Genomic DNA, 17,440 nt, shown 5'->3' with positions numbered 1-17,440 from the left:
AAATGATACAAATTTTACCTTTCTGTAAGGTGTTACTATTTCATAAGTTCTAGTACTTGGATAATTACCTTTAATGCATCTTCACGTTTATTTCGAGGGAGTTGTTCTAACTTATCAGTGATTATTGATTGACTTAACGTAATATTATCAGAGAAGAAGTCATTTAGTGTGATTCCCAAGCCACTACTTATCTTAGCTAACATTGAAATACTTAAGTTAGGTACTTTACCTTGTTCAATTTTGGCTATTAAAGAGTCAGAAACATCAGAAAGCTCAGCTAATTTAAATTGACTGTACCCTTTGATACGTCTGAGATAACGTATCTTATTTGGTATGTGATTGCTATTCATTAATAAGCACCTCCATTGAAACTTTCTTATTTTTAGAGTTGTTTCAACAGGGATAACTTTGATAGTACAATAGTAAAATAATACTTATTGAGGTAAAATTGTCCTATGATACTAGTAATTCATTACTATGGAAGAAGATAGAAAATTAATTTGGGAGGAAGTTTCATGGAACCAATATATTGTCCAACATGTGGTGCGTTAAATGCAGGTGGCTCAAAATTTTGTGTAAAGTGCGGAGCACAGTTAAGTGTAGATAATTCTCAACAAAAGGTAACAAGGGAATATGAACATAACTTTAAGTCCGATGGGAAAGCACAAAGCAATTCAATATTACTTTTAATACTGGGATGGTTGTCAGCGGCAGTCTCAATCTTTTTTATTCCGATTGTTTTTGGTGGAATCGGTGTGGCACTTGGATTTTCAGAACGAAGGGTTAATACAACACAAGGAACAATTTTGATCATTGCATCAATTGTTTGCGGAATTCTAGGCGTTATTATTGGAGCGTCGGTTGGATCAGCAACGTATGGAATGTGAGGAGGAGTCTTGATTGAAGTACTGTACAAAGTGTGGGGCAGAAAACGAAGAAAATGCGAAATTTTGTGCAAAGTGTGGAAATGCTTTTGAAACAGCTATTCAGCAAATTACGCCGAATACAGAAACTAGTACAAGGGAAACTAGTTTTAAAATGGATACTGAAGAGGTTCAAGATACCGATAGCTTTGGTATTGGTAAAGTAATTGGACTTGTGATTGTGTCAATATTCATTCTTATTGGTCTTGGTCTTGGCGGACACAGCTTTTACCTAAATCATAGGCCCACCCAGTCAACAGCCAATATGGCGCAAACGATTGCGGATAATGATTTTGGAGATGATGAGGTTCAGGTTTATTATTCAAAGAAGAGTAACTTATTTACGATTAAAACGTTATCAGATTCAGGCGTAAGGGCAAATCTTAAAGAATACTTTGACTCATACGAAGATAACCAAGATGATATGAACGATTTGACAAGTAATTACAAGGATTTTATTAGAGATGTTAATGATCATATGGGTTCAAAGTATAAAAAATATTATACAGAATTGGAAAATCCCTGGAATCATTCGAAAGTCTATATTGATAGTACAGGAACTAAGATAACGTATAATTATTTGGATGATTAAGGTGAGGTGGAAATTGAATGGATAAGATTGAGTATAAGTTGTGTCCAAAATGCGGTACTCAAAGTGGTAGTGATGCTATGTTTTGTATAAAATGCGGTTATAATTTGAAAAATGAGCCGGTAAAGGTACATGTAGAAAATGGTTTATTTTACAAGCATGAAATAACAGGTAAAGTACTGTTATTCGGCAATGTACCAACACAGTACATTGCAGTTGGACCAGTACTTGGACGAGTATCATTCAATAGTCGTGTAAATGAGGATTACAGTCAGCATATGGAAAAGTTGATGAATAAAATTCGTGAAATTGTGGATGTAAATGAGTTGGACGGTGTAGCTAATATTAGTATTACTACATCGAGTTTAGCGATAGATGGTATTGAGAAGGTATCATTAATTGCTAGTGGTGATGGAATTAAATTAAGATAATTGAAGGCGTTTTAGCTGAATGAAGTTATACGTGTACGTGCAAATTTGAAAAGAGGATCCGAGTACATGGGAGGGCATTTATCTGTTACAACAGAGGACCTTGCATTTAAACCGCATATTTTGAATGTACAGACAAAATATCTGTTTATAAGTAGGTATGATATTGCATCTATAAGTAAGGCTAAGACGTTTGGAATTGTTTCCAATGGACTCAGTGTACATTTAAACAACGGAGAGGAGTTTAAATTTGTTATTGCTGGAAAGACTAAGTTTTTAAAGGCAGTTGAGGATACTTATTTGGGAGGATAGACCAATAGGTGATAAGATAAAATACCCTGAATGCGGAATTTTAAGTAACTCAAATGTTGTGTATTGTGCCGTGCCAACGCTGATTTGGTTGATTGGGATTCGTAAAATGCCTGAGTCACCGCGCTGGTTGATCAGTCGTGGACGTGGTGCCGAAGTGCCGGCTATCTTAGCGAAAATCGGGCCGCAAGTCACTTTGCCTGTTGTACCGGTGACAGATCATCAACAAAAGGTTGCCTTTAGCGCGATTTTTAAAGGTGGCTATGGCAAATGGTTTTTCTTTGTGGTCGCTTTTTGGTCCTTACAGATTATCCCGGTTTTTGGCATTGGCACTTATTTACCAACGATTATGGCGCAACTCGGCCTGACTGGTAATCTAAAATATTTGGGTTCGGCAGTGGTGAACTGTTTGTATTTGTTAGGATTAATTCCCATTTTTATTTATTTAGACCGCGCTGGGCGGCGGCCGACCTTAATTGCGTCATTTTTAGTCCGTTCAGTGGCGCTGGTTATCTTAACGTTAACAGCAAAGCTTAACTTACCGTTTGCCATCGTGCTATTCTTGTTCGTCTTGTTTGGCGCCTCAAATGCAGCCGGCGGATCCCATCAATTTGTTTATCCCAATGAGTTATTTCCAACAGAAGTACGAGCGACAGCTGTCGGTGCAGTCACCAGTTTTACGAGAATTTTATCAGCGGTTTCAACGTTTTTGACACCAATTGTACTAAATCGTTTTGGACTACAGACAATGCTTGCAATTTGTGCTGGCGTTTCAATTGTTGGCACGGTGATTTCGGTGATGATGGCACCTGAAACCAAGGATTTGAATTTAAATGACGCAGCAAGTTTGAATCACAAAATAACGGCTGATTCGGTGCCAGACCAGCACTGCGACCGAATTGTAGACCATGTTTAGTGGCTAGTAAAAAAAGGATTTCGATTTTTTCGAAATCCTTTTTTGTTACGCCAACAACAGTTGATACAGCTTTAACCCTAAGTCGCTCATCGCGCTGATTTGTTGCGCTTGTTGGCCGTTTTGAGAGAGCACCACGGCCACAAAGGCACCTTTGTTATTTTTGATCAAGGCGGCGTCGTTTTGGACGCCGTAGTCGGGGTATTCGCCGGTTTTGTTATAGATGGTGGTGCCGGTTGGTAATTGAGCCGGCAGTTTTTCGTGATTCTTCGTTTGGGCTAGAATGCTTAAAATGGCATTATCGTCAGTGGTGCCTAAGCACTGGTGATTGTACAGTTTGGTTAACAGTACACCCATGTCTTTGGCGGTAGTCGTGTTGTCTTTGCCATTGGCCAGGGCTTGGGTATCCAGCATTTTGCGGCGCAAGGTGGTTTGGGTGGCGCCTAGTGCTTGGATCTCCTGGTTGACTTTGGTCACGCCACCGAGTTGGTCAATGATAATGTTGGTGGCGGTATTATCGCTATCGGTGATCATTTTGGTGAGGATCTCCTGATAAGTTAACTGAGTGCCAGCCGCCATGGTTTGCAGCACGCCGGTACCGCCGACTTGTTCGGCCGCCGTTAAAGTATGGGTGGCTTGTAGGTCTAAATGGTGCGCGTAAGCGGCGGTTAAAATAAATAGTTTAATGCTACTGGCTGAGCGCTGGGGTTGCGGCCGAATGGACACAGCACCAGTGCCACGAGTTGGCGCAATGTAAACGGAGGTGTCCCCACTAAGGTGGCCCACTGTTTGTTGAACTGTTTGGCGCACTTTAGCCGTTGGAAATGTGTCAGTGGTGGTGGTCGTTGACTGTTTGGTGTGACTGGTGGCATTGGATTGGGACACCGCCACTTGGGCTTGACGGCTGCTGTTATTTTTGGCAGTGTTGGTGCTTTTTCGTTGGCAACCGCTACTGATCAGCGTTAGGCCACAGAGCAGTGACCCGAGCAAAAGCAATTTTTTCATTCATAAACCTCAATTAGTCGAAAAGTCGTTCAAATAAAGAACGCTTGGATTTAGCCGTCACCGGTGTCAGGGTGACGTAATCTGCTAATTGAATTTTATCACGATTAATGGCGGTTGGCGCGACAATTAGGAGGCCAGTGGCTGTATTTGTTGTTTGGGCGGTTTCGTCGTTAACTACAGTAAAGGCCAGTTGCTGGGCTGTGGCAGCTTTTAAGTAAGGTTGTAAGATGCTGGTTGCCAGTTTGCCGTTGAGTAAGAGTTTGGCGGCTGGATCGTGGATCTGCTTTAAGGCGGCTTGAAAGTCACCAATAGCAGTGGTGGTTATTTCGGCCACGGTTAATCGCAAGTAAAGGCGCTCACGCAATGAACCTAAGTATTGGCGGCGCTCCTCTGGTTTGGTGACTGGCGTGCCGGCCAGTTGATCGGTTAAGCGTTGTTCAGCATTTTCAGTCATGGGAAGTCCCACCTTTCTATCTATTAGGATACGTGAGTTTGATGGGAAAGGCCAGAGGACTGATTAACACACTGTTTCACTAAAATAATTAACTGGATGATTCAAGCCGAAAGCTGGATAATTTGCGCTGAAAACGCTCTTTAGGGTAAAATTAATCGAAAATAGGGTTGTAAATGAAATCGTTTTAGTTTATATTTGTTGGTGAAGAACAGTAAAGTTTAGTAAAATAGGAGGCAGATCATGAAATCAGCAGACTTAAAACAAGAATTTAAAGCACAATTTGGCACAGACGCACAGCGGGTGTTTTTCTCACCAGGCCGGATCAATTTAATCGGGGAACACACGGATTACAATGGTGGTCACGTTTTTCCTTGTGCCATTAGCTTAGGGACTTACGCCGCTTATGCCCCGCGCGACGATATGCAAGCGCGCTTTTATTCTGCCAATGTTGCCCAACAAGGCACGGTAACAGTTGACTTAAACAACTTAGCTTACCGCAAGGAAGATGGCTGGACTAACTATCCAAAAGGCATGCTAGTTGAATTAAACCAAGCTGGCTACCAATTTGACCATGGTTTTGATTTGTACGTGCATGGCAACTTGCCAGATGGTGCTGGTTTATCCTCTTCTGCCTCAATTGAATTATTAATGGGCTTCATTGCCAAAACGGTTTACAACTTGCCAGTGACAAACTTGGATTTGGTAAAAATGGGCCAAAAAGATGAAAACAACTTTATTGGTGTGAACTCCGGAATTATGGATCAATTCGCCGTTGGGATGGGTAAAAAAGACCAAGCGATTTTGTTGGATACCAACACCATGGCTTACGAATACAGCCCCGTTGAACTAGGGGATAACGTGATCGTGATCATGAACACCAACAAACGGCGGGAATTAGCGGATTCAAAATATAACGAACGCCGCGGTGAATGTGAAGCAGCGTTAGCCAAATTACAAGTTCAATTAGACATTCAATCATTAGGTGATCTGGACTTAAACAGCTTTGATCGGGCCACTTACTTGATCAATGATGCCACTTTGATCAAACGTGCGCGTCATGCGGTTTTGGAAAATCAACGGACGATCCAAGCCACTGAAGCATTGAAAGAAAATGATTTGGTGACGTTTGGTCATTTGGTTAATGCGTCGCATGTTTCGTTGGAAAATGACTACGAAGTAACGGGGAAAGAATTGGATACATTGGCCACCACTGCTTGGGCGCAACCTGGCGTTTTAGGTGCCCGGATGACGGGTGCTGGTTTTGGCGGTTGTGCCATTGCCATTGTGGCCAAGGACCAAGTTGCCGACTTTGAAAAGAATGTTGGGGCGACTTATGAACAAGAAATTGGCTATGCACCAATCTTCTACGTGGCCGAAATTGCGGATGGCCCACGTGAATTAGCAGACTAGTTAACGAGATAAGTATAGAAAGGAAGTTACTCAAATGACAGTTTTAGTTTTAGGTGGCGCCGGTTATATCGGTTCGCATGCAGTTGATCGTTTATTGACAAAAGGCTATGACGTAGCGGTTTACGACAACTTGGTGACTGGCCATCGTGGTGCGGTTAATCCCAAAGCACGTTTCTATTACGGGGATGTACGCAACACAGAACAGTTGGAACAAGTTTTCACAGCTGAAGACATTACCAGCGTGGTTCATTTCGCGGCGTTTTCCATTGTACCTGAATCCATGAAAGACCCGTTGAAGTATTTTGATAACAACACTGCTGGTTTAGTGACCTTATTGGAAGTCATGAACCGGCACAATGTGAAGCAGATCGTCTTCTCCTCAACGGCGGCGACCTATGGCGAACCCAAGTCGATTCCAGTCAAAGAATCCGATCCACAAGTGCCAACGAACCCTTACGGTGAAAGTAAATTGGCCATGGAAAAGATCATGCACTGGGCCGATGTGGCGTATGGCATTAAGTTTGTGGCGTTGCGTTACTTTAACGTCGCTGGCGCTAAAGCGGACGGTTCAATTGGGGAAGACCACCATCCTGAAACCCATTTGATTCCAATTATCTTACAAGTTGCGGCTGGCGAACGGGATGAATTAAAGATTTTCGGGGCGGATTACCCAACGCCTGATGGCACCAATGTACGGGATTACGTGCACGTGGTTGATTTGGCTGATGCCCATATTTTAGCCTTAGAATACTTAGCCAAAGGCAACGATAGCAATGCCTTTAACTTAGGCTCTGCTACCGGCTTCTCCAATAAGGAAATCTTAGAAGCGGCGCGGGCAGCCACTGGCAAGCCGATTCCAGCGCAAATGGCACCACGGCGTCCTGGCGATCCAGCGACTTTAGTGGCCGCTAGCCAACGGGCCCGGGACATTTTAGGCTGGCAACCGCAGTACGACGATGTGACAGAAATTATCCGAACCGCTTGGAACTGGAAACAAACCCATCCCCAAGGCTACGGTGAAAGGAAAGACTAACATGACACTTGTATCTGATTTTGTAACGCAGATCATCGCTAAAAATCCGATGTACGCTGAATTAGACCGTTTGTATTTAGTAAATCGGTTGTATCAATTAGTTGGTGAAACACCTTTGAACCAGCCGGCTGAAACGTTGTTGGACCAAGCTGCTGGGTTAGTGGCTCAAGCGGTGGCCAACGGTAAAATCGAGGATAGTTTAACGGATCGGGAATTGCTTCAAGCGGCGATCATGGACTTTGTCACGCCAACCCCAGCGCTGGTGAACCAGACTTTTTGGAACAAGTATCAAGTGAGTCCCACTGCAGCGACGGATTATTTTTACCAATTAAGCCAAGATAATGACTACATTAAAACCAAGGCGATTGCTAAAAATGTGGTTTTTTCAGCGGCAACGCTTTATGGTGACTTGGAAATTACGATTAATTTATCCAAGCCGGAAAAGGATCCAAAAGCCATTGCAGCGGCGCAGCACCAAACGACCACCACGTATCCCAAATGTCAATTGTGTATGGAAAACGAAGGCTATTACGGGCGTTTAGGCTACCCAGCCCGCAGCAATCACCGAATTATTCGTCTAACCTTAGGCGGGCAAACTTGGGGCTTCCAATATTCACCTTATGCCTATTTCACGGAACATGCGATTTTCTTAGCCCAAGAACACCGACCAATGGCAATCAACCAACGGACGTTTACGAATTTACTGGACTTAGTGACCACGTTCCCAACTTATTTTGTCGGCAGTAATGCGGATTTGCCGATCGTTGGCGGGTCCATGTTGACCCATGATCATTATCAAGGTGGGCATCATACCTTCCCAATGATGAAGGCGCCTGTGTTGCAACAGGTGGACTTAGGTATCGCGGGTTTAACGGCGGGGATCGTGAAATGGCCGCTGGCAACATTGCGCTTAACCAGCAATGAACCTGAAAAGTTGATCAATGCGGCAACCAAAATCACGAACGCTTGGCGCGGTTATTCAGATGATAGTTTGGACATTCGGGCGTTTACCGGCGATACGCCACACCATACGGTCACGCCAATTGCTTACCGTCAAGGTGACGCTTACGTGTTGGATGTGGTGTTACGTGACAACCAGACTTCTGAAAAATACCCAGATGGGATTTTCCATCCCCATCAAGATGTGCAACACATTAAAAAGGAAAATATCGGCTTGATCGAAGTCATGGGCCGGGCGATTTTACCTGCCCGCTTAAAGACGGAAATGCACGACGTCGAAGCCTACTTGGTGGATCAGCCTAACCAAATGGCGGCTTATCACAAGGCTTGGGCAGACGACTTGAAGGCCAAGTACCAACCGACGCCGGACAACGTGCAAAGTATTGTGCACCGCGAAATCGGCGTGGTATTTGCCCGGGTCTTAGAAGATGCAGGGGTTTACAAGCAAACGGCCGCTGGTTTGGCCGGGTTCAACCGGTTTATCCAAACATTAACGAACAAATAGCATGAATTCGCGAGACTGAATGGAAGTCGGTGTGATAAACTTTAGTAAAAACATAAAGTATTCAGGAGGTAATAGGTTTTGGCCACTACATTAAAAGATATTGCCAAGGCGACTGGGGTGTCATTGACCACGGTATCCCGGGTTTTAAATTACGATCAGTCGTTGTCCGTTGGCGAGGCCACGCGCAAGAAGATTTTTGCCACGGCTCAGGCCTTAAACTATGCCAAATTACGCCGTCCCAAAGCAGCTACTAAACCGCAATTGCGAAAATTAGCAGTGGTGCAATGGTATTCAGAATCGCGCGAATTAGACGATCTCTATTATTTAGCCATTCGGCTAGGAATTGAGCAACAAAGCCAGTTACATCATTTAGAAGTAACCCGGATTTTCCAAAATAACGTGACGGAAATTGCCAACGATATTGATGGGATTATTGCCATTGGAAAATTTAGCCCGGATCAAGTGACGTCTTTTCAAACGATCACCGATAATATTGTGTTTGTAGATGACGATCAATTTGCGGCTGGGTTTGACAGCGTTCAAACGGACTTTAAATTAGCCGTTGAAGAAGTGGTTGATTTCTTTTGGGCACAAGATTTTCATGATATTGGCATGATTTACGGCGATGAAGAAACCACCGATGGCAAGCGCCACATTGTGGACCCGCGGCGAGCGGCCTTTAAAGCAGCCATGACGGCGAAAGCGGCCTATCAGGAAGGCTTGACCTTCCAAGGCGATTTTACCAATCAAGGTGGTTTTGAGGCCATGCAGCAAGCCATTGAAACGCTGGGGGATGACTTGCCCCATGCGTTTTTTGTGGCCAACGATCCCATGGCTACTGGGGCTTTAAAGGCCTTGCAAGCCGCTGAGATCAAGGTGCCAGAACGGGTGAGCCTGTTTAGCTTTAACGACACGGCGTTAGCCACTTATGTCTATCCAGAGCTCAGTTCTGTGCACGTGGCGACGACGCAAATGGGTACTACCGCCGTGGACTTATTGCTCACGCGGTTTCAACAAAAACGACCGGCACAACAGATTATTTTGGGCACCCAACTGGTTTTGCGCAAGAGTACCTTGCCACAAGTGAAGGAGTCCTAAAAATATGGAAGCAACTGTAACAAAAGATGTTTTTGGCACGTATCAGGATCAAACGGTGACCCGCTTTGTGGCCACGAACCCACAAGGGACCCGAATGGCCGTCAGTACGTTAGGGGCCACTTGGCAGGAATTTTCCGTGCTAGAAGGCAATCAACGCCAGCAACTGATTTTTCATTATGACACACTAGCTGACTATGTAAGCACCCCTTACCAATTAGGCAAAACCATTGGCCGAGTGGCCGGACGAATCAAAAACGGTGCATTAACTGTTGCGGGTCAGACCTATCACGTGCCGGCAACCGAATTAGGCAATGCCATTCATGGTGGCCCTAATGGCTTTAGCAATTTGCTGTTTGAAGGGACACCATTTACCACCGCTGACAGCTGCGGCGTACGCTTAACCCGTACCATTCCTAGTAACTTAGATCAATATCCCGGTAACTTGGAACTGATGGTGACTTTTACCTTAACCAACGATAATACGGTTGAAATCAGCTTTACCGGTAGTAGTGACGCGGATACCTTGTTCAACCCCACCAACCATGTGTACTGGAACGTAACGCCAGGGCAAACCAGCTTGGACCAACAATGGTTGCGGATCAATGGCAGTCACCGGGCTGAATTAAACGCTGACAAAACCCCAACGGGCATTTTGTTGCCAGTTGCTGGGACGGCGTATGATTTCACTACTAAAAAGGCGGTTAAAACCGCTTTGGCAGACTTGCAACAAGAAAATGGTGGTGTTGAATTTGATGATATTTATCAAGTACAGCCTAGCATGAAAACGCCAATTGCCAGCTTAGGTGATTTGGATGGCAAGCGCCAAATAGATATTTATTCTCGGCGCAATGGGTTGGTGATTTATACCGCCAACCCAGCCGATCAGGCCAAACATGACCAACACCAATACAGTGCCTTGGCCACTGAAGCCCAAGTATTACCAGATAGCGTGCACCATCCTGAATTTGGCAGCATTAGCTTACCAGCCGGTGTGACCCAAACCACTAGCATTCGCTATCATTATCAAGCTTTAAAATAACGTCAGTTTTGCCAGAAACTGATTCATAACCAACAAGTGTGGACAGCTTGTAACGGTTCAAATGAGGCCAGTCATTTGAATGAAGCCTTCAATTCTAATATGAATTTGAGGGCTTTTTTGTGCTTGAAATCGCTTTGTGTGGCAGTTGCAGGCCGTCCTACGGCGAAAATGGGCTGGAACGCTGTGAACACGACTGAGCCCATTTTCGCCTTCGGACTAGGAGTTGTCTACGCTACTTAAATTAATATTGTGAATAAGACAGTTGGACGCCAGTTGCTTAAATAGCAGTTAAATTAAAAACAATCACAAGTATACTTGATCAATAGAACGCATTTTTATGTGAATGTGGTTAATTTCAGCATAAAACGTTTTTTAATTACTGCTATAACATAATGAGTGTATTGTAGATGAGATTGAAGCTCGATTAATTTGTGAGTTGAAAATTGTTGTTTAAACGAATAGCGGGTGGGTTACTTTATGAAATTACTGATTTAATAGCGTAAGCAATTCTAAGGCCGAAAGCAAAAGTGTGCTCAGCGCCATGTTTCTTGCGGGTGATTTTCCCACAAGAATGGACAGCGCCCGGCAATTCTATCTTTGCGTTAGCAAAGTATCTTTCATGCACTTAGTAGTCACGCGAGTCGGAAGAAATCCACTTTTGGTGGTTTTTCAAAAGTTAGTTCTGGAGCGCCATGTTTCTTGCAGGTGCTTTTCCTACAAGAATGGACAGCGACGGCAATTTTATCTTTGCGCTAGCAAAGTATCCAATGTGTCTTTAGAAGCGAGCCGCAGCGTTTCAGCAACTTTTGCTGGAGGCCGATCATTAACTGCTAACCTAAGCGACTTTCTCAGCACACAAAAAAAGCGGCCATAGCCGCTTTTATACACTAGTGATACAGTTAGGCGTTATTTTGATGCCGTTGTTGCCAGAAAAGCTCGATTTCTTCCAAAGATTTGCCTTTGGTTTCTGGTAACAGGCGCCAAACGAAAATGGCGGAACCCATAGTGATAATGGCGTAAAGTAAGAAGGTAGCGCCTTGCCCGATAGCACCGGTTAAAATTGGGAAGGTGATGCTTAACAAGAAATCGCTGAGCCATAATACCACGGTACAAATGGACATGGCCCGGCCACGAATACGAGATGGAAAGATTTCTGAGATCAAGATCCAAGTTACAGGTGCTAATGAAATGGCGTATGACGCAATAGCCAGTAACACAAAGGACAAGGTCAAATAAGCTGGGGCCTTGACGTAGAAACAGATCGCCACAATGAACAAGCAAATCGACATTGCTAACGAACCAAAGCCTAGTAACTTTTTCCGACCAATCCGATCCACTAAGCCTAATGCCGCAATGGTAATCACCATGTTGATGACACCAATGGAAACAGTGGCTAAGAAGGCGCCATTTTGCGCGAATCCGGCGCCTTGGAAAATTTCTGGGGCGTAGTACATAATGGCGTTACTCCCAGAGAATTGTTGGAAGAAGGCTAGTAAAACCCCAATCAATAGCACTGGGAACCAAGTTTTGTTAAATAAATCAGAAAATTTAGTATCGTCCGTTTTTTGTTCGGCCACAACGATTTGATCCAGTTGGGCTTGGGCATTTTGCGGATCAACCTTTTTTAAAACGGCCAAGCTAGCAGCTTGTTTGCCGTGCTGATACAACCAGCGTGGGCTTTCTTTGGCTGGAATCAAGGACAGTAAGAACAAGACAGAAGGTAAGACGCCCACGCCCATCATAATGCGCCAGCCAGTATTTACGTTCCAAGTTTGACTAGCACTGGATGCAATGCCGGCGTTAACAAAGTAGACGACGAAAATACCAATGGTGATGGCCAATTGGTTCACTGACACCAGCTTGCCCCGCATGTTTGCTGGGGCCATTTCGGCGATATACAGTGGTGAGATCAGTGAGGTTAAGCCAATGCCGATACCGGCCAGCATCCGCCAAACGATCAGGATCGTAAACGTGCTGGCTAAAGCGGCACCTAAAGACGATAAAGCAAAAATAATGGCAGATAACAGTAAGGTCTTTTTCCGACCGAAGCGGTCACTGAGCACGCCGCCGATGCTGACACCGATTGCACAACCAATCAAAATACTTGACGTGGCCCATCCGACTTCAAGACTACTGAGGCTAAACTTAATCTTTAAAAAGCCAATCGCCCCAGAGATCACAGCCGTGTCATACCCAAATAACAGGCCACCTAACGCTGCGGCACAGGTGATCAGGATCACGTAGCCGCTAACATGTGATTGTTTTGTTTCCATTCATATACCCTCCTTGTGAGGTTTAAAATTAAATTTCAAGTCTATTTTATTTTGAAATCGTTTTCTTTTGAATGGATTGGAAGCGCATGAATATGGATTATTTGCTACTGGTGGCGAAACTTCAATGGTGAATGGCCAAACTCTTTTTTAAATTGTCGGGAAAAATAAAACTGATCCGCATAGCCAAATTTTTGGGCGATCTCTTGAATAGACAAGGTGGTGTTTTGAATAAAATGGCTGGCTTGTTGCATTTTAGCGCTGGTAATAAAGGCGTTAACACTGGTGCCCACACTGTTGTGAAACAGACGACCGAGGTAGCTCACCGACACACCTAAATGATCGGCTAATTGTTGCAGCGTGATTTTTTGGTCGATATTATCGTAAATGTATTGTAAGGCATGATTAACATATTCGTTGGCCAAGCTGGTTTTAATGGTATCGCTGGAACAGTGCATGCCGATATAGGCGAGCAGTACGCCAAGAATTTGTGAAACAAAGAAAATAGCTTGGTAAGAGAAACCAGTGCGTAAGGCCTGTAACATTTCCCAAAACAGGGACATGAGATATTTAATATTGTCATCAGTTAAATTTGAAAAGTTGTAAAAGTCGTCGGGCTGTTCCAACCCACCAGGCAAATAACTTTTCACAAAGTCGCCGGAAAAGTGGACCCAAAAAATATCCCAAGGATTTTCTTGCGAGGCGTAATAAGTATGTTCTTGATTTGGCGGTAATAAAATTGCAGTGCCGCGTTTGATTTTCCAGGCATGTTTATCCGAAATCACGGTGCCTTCACCATTGGCACAAAAAATGAGAATCCATTCTTTAGCGCCAGTGGCCCGGTGCACATAATGTTGCTTGGCGTCAGGATAAAAGCCGATATCTGTGAAATACAGGTTTTTGATCACAGGGGAGAACGTAAAGTTGTCTAGGACAGCGCGTGGCAATACATAAAGAAATTCATTGGGAAAGCCTTGTAGTTTTCGCATGATAGAGGACTCCTTCCAAAAATGATGGTTCTCATTTTTTTAGTTTAAACGGGTTAGTGTGTCATTGCAAGTTGGTCTGTACCGAATAATCCATATTTTAACAGTTAAAGTGCATTCACTGAAAACGGTTTCTAGATTAAACTGAAGGAGAAATCGAAAGGAGTGTTTAAAACATGTCTATTCAAACTACTAATGGCGGAGTGACCTTGACCCGTCAGACGTTAACTATTCCTACTTATGCCACCGCTAAACCTGAAAAGAATCCAATGTTTTTGGAAAACCGTGCTTATCAGGGTAGCACAGGGAAAGTTTATCCTTTTCCAGTCACTGAGCGGGTGTTTGATGAGAAACATGATCAAGACTATCAAGCCGTCATTTTAGAAAATGACTATATTCAAGTGACCTTTTTGCCACAACTTGGCGGTCGGATCCAGCGGATGTTGGATAAAACCAATCACTATGATTTTGTGTATTATAACCAGGTCATTAAGCCAGCATTAGTCGGTTTAGCCGGTTCTTGGATCTCCGGTGGGATCGAATTTAATTGGCCACAACACCATCGGCCAGATACGTTTTTGCCAATTAATTATTACACCGAAGACCATAAAGATGGCTCGAAAACCTTATGGATCAGCGATGTGGATCGGATGTACGGCACGAAGATCTTAGTCGGTTTTACCATGTTTCCTGATAAAGCTTACTTGAAAATCGATGAAACCTTCTCTAATCCAACGGATTTGCCGCAAACCTTCTTATGGTGGGCCAACCCGGCGGTACCAGTCAACGACCACACCCAATCTATTTTCCCACCTGATGTGCATGCGGTGTTTGATCATGGTAAGCGGGCCGTTTCTGATTTTCCAATTGCTACTGGTGAGTATTACAAAGTTGATTATTCAGCTGGTGTGGACATTTCACGGTATAAAAATGTACCGGTTCCAACTTCTTACATGGCAGCGCATTCCAACTACAATTTCTTAGGCAATTATGATCATCAAAAGCAAGCTGGTTTGCTGCACGTCGCGGATCATCACACGTCACCAGGTAAAAAGCAGTGGACTTGGGGCAATGGCGATTTTGGCCAGTCTTGGGACCATCAGTTAACCGATGAAAATGGCCCTTACATTGAATTAATGGTCGGGACGTTTACGGATAATCAGCCTGATTTTACTTGGTTAAATCCCCATGAAGAAAAGCATGCCACGGAATATTTCATGCCGTATAAGGCTGTTGGTGCAGTGAAAAATGCCACCATCCATGCGGCAGTTAATTTGGAAAAAAATGCCGAGCAAGTCACTGTAGCGGCCTATACGACCAGTGCTTATCCTGGCGCCCACGTGATTCTAACGGCAAAAGGGAAAAAGGTATATGACCAGGTCGTTGATTTAAGCCCAACTGCAACGTTTAAAGACGTCCAGGAAAATGTCAGCGGTACAGCACAAGATCTAACCGTCACGGTGACGGATGCCACAGGCAATACGTTGGTGACATATACACCAGACGCCGATAAAATTGAAAAGATTCCAGACGCAGCTACGGCCATTGCAGCACCAGAAAAGCTGCAAACTAATGACGAATTGTACTTTGCCGGCCAACATTTGGAACAGTATCGGCACGCCAGTTTCCGGCCTGAAACCTATTATTTGGAAGGCTTAAAACGGGATCCTGGGGACAAACGGCTAAACGATGCTTACGGGGAATTACTGTATCGCCAAGGGTTATTTGCAGCTAGCGAACCTTATTTCTGCAAGGCATTAGCTCGGCAAAATCAACACAACACCAACCCGGTTTCCGGTTCGGCCAGCTATCATCTAGGCTTAAGTTTGGTGAAGCAAGGCAAGCTTGATGCGGCTTATGATGCTTTTTACAAGGCCACTTGGTCAGGGGATACCCAGGCAGTTAGCTTCTTAGCCTTAGCAAAGATCAAACTAGCGCAAGGATCCTTAACGGAAGCCTTACACTTTACAGATGAAAGTCTGTTGCGTAATTACCATGATTTAACGGCTCGGACACTGAAAGCCCATATTTTACGGCAATTAGGTCAAAACGAACAAGCCCAAACGGTCTTAACGGAAAGCTTGGCCTTAGACGCCAGTGAACCTGGTTTGTTGTATGAACAAGCACAATTAAGTCAGGCTGCAGCGGATCAAGCCAAGTTGACCCACTATATTGGCGGGCGGTTAAACGATGTGTTGGCCTTAGCTGAACTTTACTTAACTACCGCACAATACCAGGATGCCATTGCGGTGTTAGAACGTTATGCTGGCCAACAACCGTTGCAAGCTTACTATTTGGCCTACGCTTATGCTAAATTAGGACAATCAGAGACCGCCTTGCAACACGCGCAGGCTGGCGCTAAATTGTCACCAGATTACGTCTTCCCAAATCGCTTGTTTGATGTTGTGGTATTGGACTTTATTCAAACCATTAATCCTGAAGATGGCTATGCGCCGTATTATTTAGGCAACTTTTACTATGACAAGCGAATTTACGACAAGGCCGTGGTATTATGGGAAAAGGCAGTCGCTTTGGCGCCTGCCTATGCCATGCCTTACCGGAATTTGTCGATTGCGTATTACAATAAGCAACATCAATCTGATAAGGCGTTAGCGTATTTGGAAAAGGCCTTTAAACTGGATCCGACCAATGCGCGGCTCGTGTTTGAACTGGATTCCTTGTATCAGAAATTTAATCGGCCTTTACCAGAGCGGTTGGCCTTTTTACAAGCGCATCAAGACTTAGTGGCCCAACGGGATGATAGTTATGTTGCTTTGGTGACATTGTTGAACGAAACTGGCCAATATCAAGCGGCTTATGATGCATTAATGGCGCACATCTTCCATCCTTGGGAAGGTGGCGAAGGCAAAGTCAGCACTCAGTATGAGTATGCGTTGATTGAATTGGCGAAAGCTGACTTGCAAGCTGGGGCTTATCAAGCGGCCGTTGACAAGTTACAAAAGGCTTTGGTTTACCCACGCAGTTTAGGGGAAGGTAAGTTGCCAATTGCGCATGATGATATTATTGACTTCTACTTAGGCTATGCCTACAAACAACTTGGCGATCAGGCCCACGCGACGCAATACTTACAACAAGCCACGGTAGGTTTAACGGAACCTACCGACATGATGTATTACAATGACCAACCAGCCGATACAATTTTCTACCAAGGTTTGGCCTATGAACAACTGGGCCAGCCAGAAAAGGCTGTGGCTAAATACCATAAATTGGTTAGCTTCGGTGAAAAGCAGATCTTTAACAAGTTTGTCATGGATTATTTTGCCGTTTCCTTGCCAGATGCCTTGTTGTTTGATGAGGATTATCAACAACGCAACAGTGTGCATTGCTACTATTTAATGGCACTCGGTTATTTAGGGTTAAACGAAACCGACAAGGCCCAAGCGATGTTTATGAAAGCAACTGCGTTAACCAATAGCCATCAAGGTGTGTTGCGGCATGCAGCGTTTGTGAAACCGGAAGTTTAGTCATTAAAGAATGCGGTCTCGTTGGTGAGACCG

16 protein-coding genes are annotated in these 17,440 nt (G+C 44.2%); 11 read left to right on the top strand and 5 right to left on the bottom strand.

Annotation, left to right across the window (positions count from 1 at the left end; all coding sequences use genetic code 11):
- Nucleotides 1-35 precede the first annotated feature (35 nt).
- A complete protein-coding gene (locus FC07_RS09600) occupies nucleotides 36-350 on the bottom strand; it encodes a helix-turn-helix domain-containing protein (RefSeq protein WP_057904887.1) in 315 nt (104 codons plus the stop codon).
- A 165-nt stretch (nucleotides 351-515) separates the two neighbouring features.
- Between FC07_RS09600 and FC07_RS09595 the strand changes: the two genes are divergently transcribed.
- The 5 genes from FC07_RS09595 (at nucleotide 516) to FC07_RS09575 (ending at nucleotide 3,165) form a co-directional block, all read left to right on the top strand.
- Nucleotides 516-887 (top strand): zinc-ribbon domain-containing protein, encoded by a 372-nt coding sequence (locus FC07_RS09595; protein ID WP_057904886.1) that lies wholly within the window; start codon nucleotides 516-518, stop codon nucleotides 885-887.
- 13 nt (nucleotides 888-900) lie between these two features.
- The gene (locus FC07_RS09590; RefSeq protein WP_057904885.1) at nucleotides 901-1,515 is read left to right on the top strand and encodes a zinc-ribbon domain-containing protein; all 615 of its coding nucleotides are present in this window, start codon (nucleotides 901-903) and stop codon (nucleotides 1,513-1,515) included.
- A 17-nt stretch (nucleotides 1,516-1,532) separates the two neighbouring features.
- Nucleotides 1,533-1,943, top strand: coding sequence for a zinc ribbon domain-containing protein (locus tag FC07_RS09585; protein WP_057904884.1), 411 nt, complete (start codon nucleotides 1,533-1,535; stop codon nucleotides 1,941-1,943).
- A 66-nt stretch (nucleotides 1,944-2,009) separates the two neighbouring features.
- Entirely contained in the window at nucleotides 2,010-2,252 is a 243-nt protein-coding gene (locus FC07_RS09580; RefSeq protein ID WP_057904883.1) for a hypothetical protein, read from the top strand.
- Nucleotides 2,253-2,322: 70 nt separating this feature from the next.
- Entirely contained in the window at nucleotides 2,323-3,165 is an 843-nt protein-coding gene (locus tag FC07_RS09575) for an MFS transporter (protein ID WP_235807496.1), read from the top strand.
- 45 nt (nucleotides 3,166-3,210) lie between these two features.
- On the opposite strand, the gene FC07_RS09570 is transcribed toward FC07_RS09575, so the two are convergent.
- Entirely contained in the window at nucleotides 3,211-4,167 is a 957-nt protein-coding gene (locus FC07_RS09570; protein ID WP_057904881.1) for a serine hydrolase, read from the bottom strand.
- 13 nt (nucleotides 4,168-4,180) lie between these two features.
- The gene (locus FC07_RS09565; RefSeq protein WP_057904880.1) at nucleotides 4,181-4,621 is read right to left on the bottom strand and encodes a YueI family protein; all 441 of its coding nucleotides are present in this window, start codon (nucleotides 4,619-4,621) and stop codon (nucleotides 4,181-4,183) included.
- Between the two features lie 240 nt (nucleotides 4,622-4,861).
- On the opposite strand from FC07_RS09565, the gene FC07_RS09560 reads away from it, so the two are divergent.
- The 5 genes from FC07_RS09560 to FC07_RS09540 all read left to right on the top strand — a co-directional run bounded on the left by FC07_RS09560 (nucleotide 4,862) and on the right by FC07_RS09540 (nucleotide 10,666).
- Nucleotides 4,862-6,031 (top strand): galactokinase, encoded by a 1,170-nt coding sequence (locus tag FC07_RS09560; RefSeq protein WP_057904879.1) that lies wholly within the window; start codon nucleotides 4,862-4,864, stop codon nucleotides 6,029-6,031.
- Nucleotides 6,032-6,065: 34 nt separating this feature from the next.
- Nucleotides 6,066-7,064, top strand: a complete 999-nt coding sequence (gene galE / locus FC07_RS09555; protein ID WP_057904878.1) for a UDP-glucose 4-epimerase GalE — start codon at nucleotides 6,066-6,068, stop codon at nucleotides 7,062-7,064.
- Nucleotide 7,065: 1 nt separating this feature from the next.
- Nucleotides 7,066-8,529: a UDP-glucose--hexose-1-phosphate uridylyltransferase gene (locus FC07_RS09550; RefSeq protein WP_057904877.1), complete on the top strand. Its 1,464-nt coding sequence runs from the start codon at nucleotides 7,066-7,068 to the stop codon at nucleotides 8,527-8,529.
- A gap of 78 nt (nucleotides 8,530-8,607) precedes the next feature.
- Nucleotides 8,608-9,627 (top strand): LacI family DNA-binding transcriptional regulator, encoded by a 1,020-nt coding sequence (locus FC07_RS09545; RefSeq protein WP_057904876.1) that lies wholly within the window; start codon nucleotides 8,608-8,610, stop codon nucleotides 9,625-9,627.
- Nucleotides 9,628-9,631: 4 nt separating this feature from the next.
- Complete coding sequence (locus tag FC07_RS09540) at nucleotides 9,632-10,666, top strand: aldose epimerase family protein (protein ID WP_057904875.1); 1,035 nt, start codon at nucleotides 9,632-9,634, stop codon at nucleotides 10,664-10,666.
- A gap of 899 nt (nucleotides 10,667-11,565) precedes the next feature.
- Here the strand turns inward: FC07_RS09540 and FC07_RS09535 are convergent.
- Together FC07_RS09535 and FC07_RS09530 are read right to left on the bottom strand one after the other, a co-directional pair.
- Complete coding sequence (locus FC07_RS09535; protein WP_057904874.1) at nucleotides 11,566-12,939, bottom strand: sugar porter family MFS transporter; 1,374 nt, start codon at nucleotides 12,937-12,939, stop codon at nucleotides 11,566-11,568.
- 104 nt (nucleotides 12,940-13,043) lie between these two features.
- Entirely contained in the window at nucleotides 13,044-13,925 is an 882-nt protein-coding gene (locus FC07_RS09530) for a helix-turn-helix domain-containing protein (protein ID WP_057904873.1), read from the bottom strand.
- Nucleotides 13,926-14,098: 173 nt separating this feature from the next.
- On the opposite strand from FC07_RS09530, the gene FC07_RS09525 reads away from it, so the two are divergent.
- Entirely contained in the window at nucleotides 14,099-17,407 is a 3,309-nt protein-coding gene (locus tag FC07_RS09525; protein WP_057904872.1) for a DUF5107 domain-containing protein, read from the top strand.
- Nucleotides 17,408-17,440: the final 33 nt, after the last annotated feature.

This window comes from Loigolactobacillus bifermentans DSM 20003 (assembly GCF_001434575.1).
In the GTDB taxonomy this organism is placed as follows: domain Bacteria; phylum Bacillota; class Bacilli; order Lactobacillales; family Lactobacillaceae; genus Loigolactobacillus; species Loigolactobacillus bifermentans.
This window is presented reverse-complemented; position numbering and strand designations above follow the sequence as displayed.

Excerpts from the sequence above, each read along its gene's own strand:
- FC07_RS09600 (WP_057904887.1), bottom strand. The coding sequence starts at position 350 with ATGAATAGCAATCACATACCAAATAAGATACGTTATCTCAGACGTATC.
- FC07_RS09595 (WP_057904886.1), top strand. The coding sequence starts at position 516 with ATGGAACCAATATATTGTCCAACATGTGGTGCGTTAAATGCAGGTGGC.
- FC07_RS09585 (WP_057904884.1), top strand. The coding sequence starts at position 1,533 with ATGGATAAGATTGAGTATAAGTTGTGTCCAAAATGCGGTACTCAAAGT.
- FC07_RS09580 (WP_057904883.1), top strand. The coding sequence starts at position 2,010 with ATGGGAGGGCATTTATCTGTTACAACAGAGGACCTTGCATTTAAACCG.
- FC07_RS09570 (WP_057904881.1), bottom strand. The coding sequence starts at position 4,167 with ATGAAAAAATTGCTTTTGCTCGGGTCACTGCTCTGTGGCCTAACGCTG.
- FC07_RS09565 (WP_057904880.1), bottom strand. The coding sequence starts at position 4,621 with ATGACTGAAAATGCTGAACAACGCTTAACCGATCAACTGGCCGGCACG.
- FC07_RS09560 (WP_057904879.1), top strand. The coding sequence starts at position 4,862 with ATGAAATCAGCAGACTTAAAACAAGAATTTAAAGCACAATTTGGCACA.
- galE (WP_057904878.1), top strand. The coding sequence starts at position 6,066 with ATGACAGTTTTAGTTTTAGGTGGCGCCGGTTATATCGGTTCGCATGCA.
- FC07_RS09550 (WP_057904877.1), top strand. The coding sequence starts at position 7,066 with ATGACACTTGTATCTGATTTTGTAACGCAGATCATCGCTAAAAATCCG.
- FC07_RS09540 (WP_057904875.1), top strand. The coding sequence starts at position 9,632 with ATGGAAGCAACTGTAACAAAAGATGTTTTTGGCACGTATCAGGATCAA.
- FC07_RS09535 (WP_057904874.1), bottom strand. The coding sequence starts at position 12,939 with ATGGAAACAAAACAATCACATGTTAGCGGCTACGTGATCCTGATCACC.
- FC07_RS09530 (WP_057904873.1), bottom strand. The coding sequence starts at position 13,925 with ATGCGAAAACTACAAGGCTTTCCCAATGAATTTCTTTATGTATTGCCA.
- FC07_RS09525 (WP_057904872.1), top strand. The coding sequence starts at position 14,099 with ATGTCTATTCAAACTACTAATGGCGGAGTGACCTTGACCCGTCAGACG.